Here is a 9,885-nt window from a genome sequence, read left to right as displayed (position 1 = left end):
AGAAGCCTGGCAAGTGTCTGCACCTGCTCAAGGAAGTTGACCTTACTGGACCATCGCTCAAAATCTTTAATAATCTTGGAACCGGTTCCATCAAATTGCATGCCTTTTACCAGGGAAAGTGCCAGCTTGTTCAGGGATGTGGAAACATGTGGAGTGCAGGTTGAAAGCTGCTGGTAATATTTGAACCGGCTATCAGTGTCAAAGTTCTGGTATCCTCCAAACTTGGTAGATGTGTCTGTTCGTTTGATACCTGCGGATGCCATGAGAGTAATCGGCTTATTATGTGGGTCATTGATTGTGGCATTCAGACGGACCATGGATGCCTCACAGGTGTTTTTTGAGTAGAGCCTTCGCTTCTACAGTGGTGATTTTACCATCTTCCAGTGACTGCAGAATCTCGTAGACGAAGGATTTTCGTTCTTCTGCGGTCTTGTTCTTCCACCAAAGCTTTACCCTTATGACTATGCCTGCACCAATTCCTATCAGAAAAGTAGCTGCTTCAGTTGCATATGATTCTATCATGGTTTTCTGCTCCTGGGTTCATGTTGACCACACCACTCATTTGAGGGAACTACCGGAAAACCTGCCTTCGCAACAGGAGACTCGCGTCTGCAAAAACCATATGTAATTGCCGTTGGTTTAAAAAATGTGCATGTAGAACAGGTATCACTCATGCAGTGGAATCAGAATGCTGCAACTATATAAATTTAATACACTTTCCATAGGAGAAGAACTTACATATCGTCATTCTCTATGAGTTCAGAAAAGTTAGGATCAACTACAAACAAAGCACCGCATGTTTTGCAATAGTATGATTGCCTTCCAGAAGGAAGGCGGATAAGATTAGGATGATTGTATTCACATCTTGCAAAGAATTTGTCGCCTTCAATCTCTACGGTTGCTATCCAGGACATGTTGTTGCCTCGTAATTATTCTGTAAAAACAGTACGCTCCGACCTTATATATATTGTGTGATGCGGGTAATCAATGCGCTTCAATGCGATTTTGTTTTTGAAGGATTATTTTTTGTTTCCTGCATGTAGAAAAGTTTAAATGTTATCCTATTCATTAAAGTTGTACAGTAACAAGATTAAAAAAACAACAAAAATTAATTCATGTAACTGCATCCACATCCTTATTCTATTTTGTGGCAAGCACAGCGTAGAATTAGAATGTAGATATGGATAGATGAATTAATTTTTCTTGCTTTTTTCTTTTTGTTGCGAAATCCAAGAAAAGAGGCAATTAAAATGGATATTGCAACACACAGACTTACATGTATAGAGCAGACTATCGATTATGTTTTTAATAATCGAGATTTGTTAGAAGAAGCTTTCACTCACAGTTCATACAATCCAACAAAGAACAATGAAAGATTAGAGTTCGTGGGTGACAAAGTTCAGAATACCATAATTGGAGTTCATCTATTTGAAAACTACAATGTAGATGAAGGAATCCTTTCAAAGCTGACAAGTTATTTTGTAGACAACAAGCGTGTTCTTCCAAGATTATGCGTCAGTTATGGATTCGATAAACTGATAAAAATCACCGATTATGAAAAAAACACAAAGAATAGTCGGAAAAACTGGGTTCCTTCCCTTTGGGAAGCATTGATTGGTGCAGTCTTTATTGATAGTGGTAAGGACTGGTCTACCACTGAAAAAGTTATTCTTCACCTTTATGGGGAAGAACTGATTCTAGATGACGAAAGAATAAAGGACATTCTCCGCACTGATCCCGTCACTGTTGTAAAAGAACATTGTGATGAATTTGGATATTTCCTTGAATTTGATGAAAAAAGAGTCGGTGGTTTTGATCATGACCCCGAACATGTTGGATATGTTTGGATTAATGGCGAAGAGTATCAGGGAGATGTTGCGAGAGGCAGTAAACAGAAAGCTAGAGAAAATGCATGTGAAAAAGTGATATCTATCCTTGGATTGAATTAAGCTATAAGAAGATTGATATAATCTTCTTTTTCAATTTTTAAGGCTATTTTGACCAATGCCTGCTATATTTACTTAATCATCATATCGTTTCCGGTAACAATGGTTTCTCCATTTTTTTAGATTTAAAAGAGAAATTAATTATCTATATATAAAGGTATTTAAACTCAAATGTTGTAATATATTTAATGAAAAAAAATATAGGTGTTTTAATAACCATCGTAATTTCTTTCCTATTCATGAATATCGTTTCGCTGTCAACAGATGCACCAACAAGTGAAGTTGAAATTGCAGAATTTACTATAGACAGCATACATGAAAATACACCGAAAGCGTCTGGAGAATGGGGTCAAATCCAAGAAAGCACCTATTTTAATGCAAAGTTATCTATTGGACTTATAGGAGCTACACTAGGAATTGTAGGTTTCTTAGATTTTTGCATTAAAGTGAAAGATGTTTTTTCATGATTTAAGTTATATTTTCATATTATTGAGCATTTCTTTTCTTTATTTACTTTTTAATCATAAGTTCTGCAGTCTTGAAAATAGTACCTAACGACATTATATATATATATAGATGGTGTGATGCGTATTTGAAACTAAACAAATATAATAAGACACATCTACACCAGAACTAAATAGCTCATAGAATTATGGTTTTAAGCAAGGATATAGTTTACAATGATATCTTTTATTTCTTTTGAATCAATACCACCGTCTGGTTTGTCTTTTGTCGTGATGAGAATTTTATCATCTTCATCTTTAGCTTCGTCTAAAGGAACTATACCGTTATCACGATACCAGGATTCCTTTAATTTCCATTTATTTCGATAATTTTCTTTAGTTAGTAACCCGAGATGTTCCCAATAAAACACTCTGCCTGTATCAGGGTCTTCAATAGTGAAATCAGGTTTGATTTCACGTCCATTTTCATCTCTCAAAATTTGTTCATATGCATAATTCACTTTATTGTAGAATAGATGATCAGCTATGATGACTTCTGATTTAGAAATCATAAATTCTCCCTTTGCTGATATCTGAACATGGTTTGTATCATAAATTACATTATCGATTTCTTTCAAATCAGGCATTTCAAATAAATCAGTTATTCTCTTGGCAGTCTCAGAGAATCTGTCCGATGTATATTTTTTGTAATCTTTTAAATCTCCTTGGAATAGGATGATTACTTTATTTTCCTGCCTTGTAAATGCTGTATAAAGCAATTCTCTAGAAAGTAACGGACATGGATTCGGCAAAATTAAGATAACGGTTTTGAAGCCACTACCCTGTGATTTATGTACAGTTATACTATAAGCGAGCTCCAGCTGGGATTCATTCTCATTTTCAAAATCCCTACTTTTAAAAATATATGAATATCCAGGCTGAGATGAAAATGTAATTTGTGCTGGAAATTCACCCTTCCATTTCTTTGTAAATGGTCCTGTATGAACTCCTATTTCGCCATTTGCAATATAGCGTAAACTTACATTGGATTTTGATTCTGGATATAACCTATTCCATGGTTTATCCCAACGCTTATTTCTTACATTGATTACTTTGTCGCCATAAACAATATTATCGATTCCCATAGGCTTTGCTGTTAGTCTTTTTTTCCTCTCTAGATTTAACGCTTTATCAATTACACCTTGTTTGAATGTTTTCTGAATGAATCGATTAATCTCTTTTGTACCATATCCATAGCCTCTTTGAGGAGAAAGGATTTGCCAATTTTCTATTTTTTCTGCTGCACCAATATTGAAATAAGTGAAATTGCCATCTTTTATTGCTCCCAAAGAGAGATCAAAACCAATATGATCATCCTGGCTTTCAAGATGAAGCTCTTCTTTCAGCTCTTCTAATAATATTTGGTGAAGCTCACCTACCTGATACCAACTTCTAAGCTTAAGGTGCTTCCAATGTTTTTGCTTATCTGCTAAAATATCAAAGATATCCTCATCTTCTTTTCGAATGGAAGATGAACTAAACCAGCTTGCTAGCCTAACATCTATGCGTTCGTCTCCGTCTGCATGTCCTTCAAGCTCGTTCTGTCTAAAAATAACTTCTAACTCAGCAAATCCTTTAGCTACTCTCGGTTTACCGGAATCAAAGTGTTTAGGCTTTAAATGCTCTACGATATCGACAAAAGGTCTTCCACTGCCAATTGGAGGCAGCTGCCTAGTATCGCCCACAAGGATAAATCGTTCGACTCCCACAATTGTATCGATTATTGCAGATAATTGTTCTTCTGTTAACATTGACGCTTCGTCAATTATAACAGTTTTACATTCACCATATTGGCAAGCATCTGGATTTAAATAATATCTTCCAGTCTCGACATCATATCGATCATGTTTATATAAAAATTGGGCAACAGTTTGAGCATCGCTCCCCAATTTAACCCTTGCTTTCCCTGTAGGAGCAAGTTTTAAAATGCCTTTATTCTTGACTTCAGGTAAGTCACATAGTATATCTAAGAGTTTTGTTTTTCCCGTTCCTGCAGGACCTACTAAGACAGAAAACCTAGATCTTGCAAGTTCTCTTAACGCTGCTGATTTTTCGTTCAGAGCTTTATTTTCTTTTTCAAGGAGAACTGTTGTAGTTCTATCACCTTTGATTTTCTGTTTGATGATGGCTTCCCAATCTTTTTCAATATCAATACATTTGCCTTTGATTCTTCTAGAAACGAACTTGTGTATTGTGTCTCTGACATCTGTCAATCTTTTCAATTTATAATAGTTATCCTCGTCTGATTCAATGACTACTATCTCATCTTCAAACGAAGACGCAATTATTGACATGATATCTCTTGTTACCGAGCACTTGGGTTCGATGTTCTTTTCATCCAAAAGAGTGATTATCTTGGATTCCGGTAACAGTGTGTTTCCAATATCTGCATTTCCCTCTAAAATATCAACCAATAAAGCTCTCACTCTTCGTGGGTCAATAGAATCTTCAATATGTGAAGGTTTTTCAATGGGGAATACATCTTCTATTTTCTTGCTGGGCAAGAAAGCTTTGTCAACAGTGGTGAACTCTATCGCGTGTGGAGTATAACGACTCTTTTCATAAAAAAGATAAGGATTTTGTATTAAATCATTTTCAGAGCAATCCAACCTATTCTTCTTCATTGAACGATCGTCATAGAACATTATTGCTTGTTCATTATTTAATTCCATCCTGCTCATCAGATTCAAATACTTCTTTCGCGCATCTGGTATTTGCTCCCATATTCGCTTAAAGGTGGAACCAATATTTTTCGTTACATTTGAAGGCAGTATGCGATCATTGCCAGTAAAAATCTGATCTAATACATCCCATGGGTCTGTTTTAAGTTGGTCTCCGTCCATTTCAAAAATCTTCTTTTCCAACTCAAAAGCCACTAAGTTGCCTTGGTTTATTTTCATAGCAGATAGAACAGCACCTATTCCAGGGAAAGCTCCTCTCATGCTCCATAGTTCTGATATCCTATCGTCTATCCATTTTAGATACGCTTCATAATTTTTGTCAAGTACGTGTCCTATCTTTTCCAGAGATTGCCTAAGTTCTAAAAGTGCATCAATTGCGGTGTCGTGAGTTACGTGCTCAGAACCATAAGAAAACTGTTCTCTGTTAGGAGCAATCGCAATTAAACTGGCAAGATCAATTGTTTCATCGGTCTTTGACCTTTCAAGAATCTCATGATAAGGCAAAATGAATCCGTCGTATCCTTTCTCTCTAATTGAATGATAAACTGGTCTCTCCCATATGTAACTTTCATGAGAGGGATTTTTTATGGCAGAGTTGTATTTTTTAATCTCCCCAATACCTGTTACCCTTCCAACACCAATTAAGACCCTGTCTGCTAAATCTGATAACGGAGTATGCTTTGCATATATAAATACTAAGGATTTTTCAACCTCTAAAGAACTGGCAAATGCATCTAATAGTACCTTTTGGTTATGATCGTTTTGTACCCATATTGAAAAGAAATCTAACTTTGGTTCCAAAGATGGTTCATAATAAAGTTCTAATTCTTTTGCTTTTTCCGACTCATGTTTTTTTGGATCTTTCATCATCCACAGAAAAGGAACTACTGAAAAACTGTATGGGGGGATTTTAAGAGGAGTATCCTTGTAATGAGCATACAAATCGACACTTTCTTTATATGGATGATTCACTACCCTGGTGATTTCTTCTTTTGACATAAAAGTCGCTTTTTCTGCTACACAGGGTGGCAAATCTTTGTAAGAGAGTTCACTGAAATGTTTGCCTTTACATTTTTCTTCAAACTCAACATTTTTTTCTTTGATTCTTGGCAGAAACATGCAAGATGCATTATCTCGGGGATTATTACAGACCGTCCCATCCCACAAACTATCATGCCATGGAACTCTCACTGAAAGATGTCTTATTGGCAGTTTCATCTGACTCTCTCCAAAAATCATAATACCTTATGACATTTCAATTATTTATTAGAAGGTTATATGTATAACGGCATACAGTACTTTAAACAGAAAACGTGAATATCCTTAAAATCGATAAAACATGTGGATTTAGCTCTGCTCTTTTATGTTTACGAGGGAAGTCTTCTACCGGGACAAATCTGAAAATTAATATAAACGAACAACTAAAAAAAGGTAAAGTGGAAGTAGTACAATGGCAAAACCTGATCCCCTTTCGGAAGAACAAGTTGACAATATATTAAGCCGAGCTGATGATGAATTATGCAGTCTTTATGATATTTATGAAGCTGCCATACTGCATCCAGATGACTTAGTAATAGGTGTAGACGATGAGGAAACTATATTTTCAGAAATGCCAAACGAAGAAAAAGAAGATTTTATTGATTCTTTAGAAGAACAGCTTGGAATTACTCGATACTTCAAAAATGTAACACTACTAAGAAAACTAAATATTTGCATTATAAAAGAAGATACTTTTGAATTACTTGAATCACATAAAAGTGGAGATTTTTTCAAGCTAAGAGACGCAAAGGGAAATATTTTCACATATTATGAAAGAAATAAGTTCTAACTTGAGCAACTACACCAACTTCTTCAGTTTAAGCTTCTCAATCACAAGTTCTGCAGTCTCTTCCACTTGCTTCTCCCTGAGATCGTTCTGCATTTTAGAATAATACTCCGCAATAAAGTCCACTGCCTGGCTCTTGTTACAGTCCTGCTCCTTCATCACCCGGTGAAGTACTGCGGTCGTATTCTTACTAACAGTTGCATAGAGTTTTGGTCTCATAATTACCTCGGTCTTGTTTTGATAAGTGATGACATGTTCAGTTTCTGCGGTCCGTACCTTGATTTACTAAGCTCTGACAACGCCCATACAAGTGCATCCATCCTATCCGGACTACTTCCTTCTCCTGGAATCCAATCACACATCTGGTCCTCAAGAGCCGGGAAGGATCCCACATGATGTACCTTACCCTGCTCATACAGAGCACTGATAGGCTCGGCCCTGGTCTGCTTTCCTCTGCTGGCCCTTACTGATCTGTAGGAAACATTAGGATCGATTGTCCTGAGCGTATATTCCACAAGCTCTCCACCGTTGTTCACTTCCCCAATTACCCGGTCTGCAGAGTGCTTGTAGTAGGCTGCAATAATCTCCTGGGCCCACTTCTTCGGCGTTGCATGGATAGTGTAGTCCCCCAGGACATAGTACTCTCCGCGTTCATCCACAGCTGCAACAACTATGCCTGTGTCTGCTGAAGCTTCATTGGACGTAACAGCTGGATCCACACCAACCACAATGCGTAGGAGATTGGGAACTTTTGACAACCTTGCATCCTCTATCATCTGCCTTGTCCAGAGTGCATCAGGATTGTCATCTAGTATCTCTGCATTGAGCTCCTGTCTACCCAGCCGGGTTCCTTCGTATCTGCTAATGATCACATCGATGAAGGCAGGTGCCAGGTTGGACAGATTCTCGTAGGTGGATCCTCTTGTTACGTGGGTACTGGTATCGTTCAGGATGTTCTTGACAAGCGGAATAGGCCGAGGGGTTGTTGTGATGGCTGCCCTTGGATCATCACCAATCCTTAAACCGAACTGCAGCATGTCCCAGGTTTTTTCCGGGTACTTCCAGGCTGCAATCTCGTCACACCAAGCAGTGTCGTGCTGGGGACCTCTCAACCTGTCCGGCTCCTCGGCACTGAAAAGCAAAGCAATCGCACCGTTAGGCCAGGTGAGCCTGCGTTTTGATGGCTCGTAGACCGGTCGGCTCCATGGCGGACAGACCGACAGTATTCCGGATTCCCCTTCCACCATCGTGTCCCTGGCATCTGCAGCTGTAGGGGCTACGAGTGCTATCCTCCTGGATTTGCCTGACTCTACCCTTTCCCGGATCCATTCAGCCCCCGTTCGTGACTTGCCATATCCCCTACCTGCGAGTACCAACCAGTACTGCCAGTCACCTGCAGGAGGGAGTTGATTGGGACGGGCCCAGAACTTCCAGTCGTATTCCAGCTGCTGGATCTCGTCATCGCTAAGATCACTCAGGATCTTCTGCCACTCTGACTCTGGCAGCAATGCTATTGATTCTGCCATTGATCTTGTCTCGTGTTTCATCAATGTTTATCTCAACGTTGTTCTGGGTCATATTGATCTCAACTTCCCGCTTAGCAAACTCTGCAGGACAGCTGCGCTCGAGCCACCATGCTGCAGCTTGCCAGGAATGGGCAGCTGCTTTCTGGATAATGGCAACGTTCCTGGCAACAGCCTCTGCCCTAGCCTTCTTCACCGCATGGTAGAACTCGAAATACTGGCCGGACTTTGCAGTCTCGCCTTTTTTCATCCAGTCGTAGTAGGTGACAGATGCTATTCCCACGGCATCACAGGCATGGATCACAGGAACCCCGGACTTGAGGAGCTTGATCAGCGGTTCGGATATGTCTACCATCTTTATGCTTCCCTTTTTTCTTCCCATGTGAAGTCCTCTCCGTTTCTTTTCAGTTCACGATTGCCGGTCAGATTGACATATCTCTGAATTATGACATCGGCATACCGAGGGTCTAGCTCGCTTGTGTAACAGACGCGATTGAGTTGATGTGACGCAATTAGTGTCGTGCCGGAGCCACCGAACAGGTCCAGCACAATCCCCTTCTGCCGAGAGGAGTTACTGATGGCATTTGCAACAAGGGCCACCGGCTTTGTGGTCGGATGAAGCTCAGATGCAGAGGGTCTTTCAAACTCCCAGAGGTCGGACTGTTTCCTGTCCTCCACCTGGCATAACCTTGGAGCACCGTCCTTCCAACCGTACCATATGGGCTCGTACTGGGTGTGATAATCCTTCCTGGAGAGGACAAGCCTGTCCTTGGCCCAGATTATCGTGCTGCTCCAGTGGTAGTTGTTTTCCTTCAGGGAAAGCATCATGTTCCCCCATTCCTGGGCCGACATCACTACATAGGTCGGACATCCGTCCTTTGAGAACTGGTTCATACAGCTGAAGCTTGCCATCATGAACTCTCTGAAGTCCTCTGTTTCCATTGCATCATTGAGAATGCTTCTCTGCTTCCAGCGAGGATTCTTTGTAGCTCCGTAGTTCACATTCCATGGCGGGTCCGTGAACACCATATCGGCTTTGTCCTCTCCCAGAAGCTTTGCCACCTGGTCCGGATCGGTGCTGTCCCCACAGATCAAGCGGTGATTGCCCAGCTCCCAGACATCTCCAAAAACCGTCACAGCCTCCTCCGGAACCTCCGGGGGTTCGTCCTCCATGACTTCCATAGGTGTTATCGATTCAAGCAGACCATCCACATCATCCAGAGTGTAACCGATTGCTTCAAAGTCGAAGTCCGGGATCTCCGCTATTTCCTGCAGCAGCTTTGCCAGGGTTTCAGTATCCGTCTCTGCCAGCTCAGCCAGCCTGTTATCGGCGATGACGTAGGCCACAGCCTTCTCGTATGGCAGGTCGAGGGTTATTACGGGAACCTCGGTAAAGCCCAGCTCAAG

Annotated in this window: 11 protein-coding genes; 3 read left to right on the top strand and 8 right to left on the bottom strand. The window is 40.2% G+C overall.

All coding sequences use genetic code 11. The annotated features are described in order from the left end of the window. The 3 genes from BM008_RS14560 to BM008_RS14550 form a co-directional block, all read right to left on the bottom strand. A partial coding sequence (locus BM008_RS14560; protein ID WP_143072378.1) for a hypothetical protein occupies positions 1-317 on the bottom strand: 317 nt, incomplete at its 3' end. A 7-nt stretch (positions 318-324) separates the two neighbouring features. Further along, positions 325-522, bottom strand: a complete 198-nt coding sequence (locus tag BM008_RS14555; RefSeq protein WP_091938284.1) for a hypothetical protein — start codon at positions 520-522, stop codon at positions 325-327. 212 nt (positions 523-734) lie between these two features. Beyond that, on the bottom strand, positions 735-914 hold the full coding sequence (locus BM008_RS14550; RefSeq protein WP_091938285.1) for a hypothetical protein: 180 nt from the start codon (positions 912-914) through the stop codon (positions 735-737). A 336-nt stretch (positions 915-1,250) separates the two neighbouring features. On the opposite strand from BM008_RS14550, the gene BM008_RS14545 reads away from it, so the two are divergent. Both BM008_RS14545 and BM008_RS14540 read left to right on the top strand, forming a co-directional pair. Further along, positions 1,251-1,949, top strand: a complete 699-nt coding sequence (locus tag BM008_RS14545; RefSeq protein ID WP_091938286.1) for a ribonuclease III family protein — start codon at positions 1,251-1,253, stop codon at positions 1,947-1,949. Between the two features lie 185 nt (positions 1,950-2,134). Continuing rightward, on the top strand, positions 2,135-2,413 hold the full coding sequence (locus BM008_RS14540; protein ID WP_091938288.1) for a Rossmann-fold NAD(P)-binding domain-containing protein: 279 nt from the start codon (positions 2,135-2,137) through the stop codon (positions 2,411-2,413). 191 nt (positions 2,414-2,604) lie between these two features. On the opposite strand, the gene BM008_RS14535 is transcribed toward BM008_RS14540, so the two are convergent. Beyond that, positions 2,605-6,348, bottom strand: a complete 3,744-nt coding sequence (locus BM008_RS14535) for an ATP-dependent DNA helicase (RefSeq protein ID WP_177188106.1) — start codon at positions 6,346-6,348, stop codon at positions 2,605-2,607. Positions 6,349-6,580: 232 nt separating this feature from the next. Here BM008_RS14535 and BM008_RS14530 point away from each other — a divergent pair, with 232 nt between their 5' ends. Beyond that, on the top strand, positions 6,581-6,958 hold the full coding sequence (locus BM008_RS14530) for a hypothetical protein (protein WP_091938293.1): 378 nt from the start codon (positions 6,581-6,583) through the stop codon (positions 6,956-6,958). Positions 6,959-6,967: 9 nt separating this feature from the next. Here the strand turns inward: BM008_RS14530 and BM008_RS14525 are convergent, their stop codons facing one another. Genes BM008_RS14525 through BM008_RS14510 form a run of 4 tightly spaced genes read right to left on the bottom strand, consistent with a single transcriptional unit; the run spans position 6,968 to position 9,651 of the window. Beyond that, the gene (locus BM008_RS14525) at positions 6,968-7,174 is read right to left on the bottom strand and encodes a hypothetical protein (RefSeq protein ID WP_091938295.1); all 207 of its coding nucleotides are present in this window, start codon (positions 7,172-7,174) and stop codon (positions 6,968-6,970) included. Between the two features lie 2 nt (positions 7,175-7,176). Then, on the bottom strand, positions 7,177-8,502 hold the full coding sequence (locus tag BM008_RS14520) for a DNA-packaging protein (RefSeq protein WP_245748071.1): 1,326 nt from the start codon (positions 8,500-8,502) through the stop codon (positions 7,177-7,179). After that, positions 8,426-8,860 (bottom strand): hypothetical protein, encoded by a 435-nt coding sequence (locus BM008_RS14515; protein ID WP_091938298.1) that lies wholly within the window; start codon positions 8,858-8,860, stop codon positions 8,426-8,428. Before BM008_RS14515 ends, BM008_RS14520 begins: the two co-directional genes overlap by 77 nt. Next, positions 8,836-9,651 (bottom strand): DNA-methyltransferase, encoded by an 816-nt coding sequence (locus BM008_RS14510; protein WP_218146714.1) that lies wholly within the window; start codon positions 9,649-9,651, stop codon positions 8,836-8,838. The genes BM008_RS14515 and BM008_RS14510 overlap by 25 nt, the downstream gene beginning before the upstream one ends. Positions 9,652-9,885 lie beyond the last annotated feature (234 nt).

Origin of the sequence: Methanolobus profundi, from assembly GCF_900114835.1 — an archaeon.
GTDB classification, from domain to species: domain Archaea; phylum Halobacteriota; class Methanosarcinia; order Methanosarcinales; family Methanosarcinaceae; genus Methanolobus; species Methanolobus profundi.
Note: the sequence above shows the minus strand (reverse complement) of the source record. Positions and strands in the feature narration are given on the sequence as shown.

Bases quoted from the DNA above. Each gene is read 5' to 3' on its own strand.
- BM008_RS14555 (WP_091938284.1), bottom strand. From the start codon at position 522: ATGATAGAATCATATGCAACTGAAGCAGCTACTTTTCTGATAGGAATT.
- BM008_RS14550 (WP_091938285.1), bottom strand. From the start codon at position 914: ATGTCCTGGATAGCAACCGTAGAGATTGAAGGCGACAAATTCTTTGCA.
- BM008_RS14545 (WP_091938286.1), top strand. From the start codon at position 1,251: ATGGATATTGCAACACACAGACTTACATGTATAGAGCAGACTATCGAT.
- BM008_RS14540 (WP_091938288.1), top strand. From the start codon at position 2,135: ATGAAAAAAAATATAGGTGTTTTAATAACCATCGTAATTTCTTTCCTA.
- BM008_RS14535 (WP_177188106.1), bottom strand. From the start codon at position 6,348: ATGAAACTGCCAATAAGACATCTTTCAGTGAGAGTTCCATGGCATGAT.
- BM008_RS14530 (WP_091938293.1), top strand. From the start codon at position 6,581: ATGGCAAAACCTGATCCCCTTTCGGAAGAACAAGTTGACAATATATTA.
- BM008_RS14525 (WP_091938295.1), bottom strand. From the start codon at position 7,174: ATGAGACCAAAACTCTATGCAACTGTTAGTAAGAATACGACCGCAGTA.
- BM008_RS14520 (WP_245748071.1), bottom strand. From the start codon at position 8,502: ATGAAACACGAGACAAGATCAATGGCAGAATCAATAGCATTGCTGCCA.
- BM008_RS14515 (WP_091938298.1), bottom strand. From the start codon at position 8,860: ATGGGAAGAAAAAAGGGAAGCATAAAGATGGTAGACATATCCGAACCG.
- BM008_RS14510 (WP_218146714.1), bottom strand. From the start codon at position 9,651: ATGGAGGACGAACCCCCGGAGGTTCCGGAGGAGGCTGTGACGGTTTTT.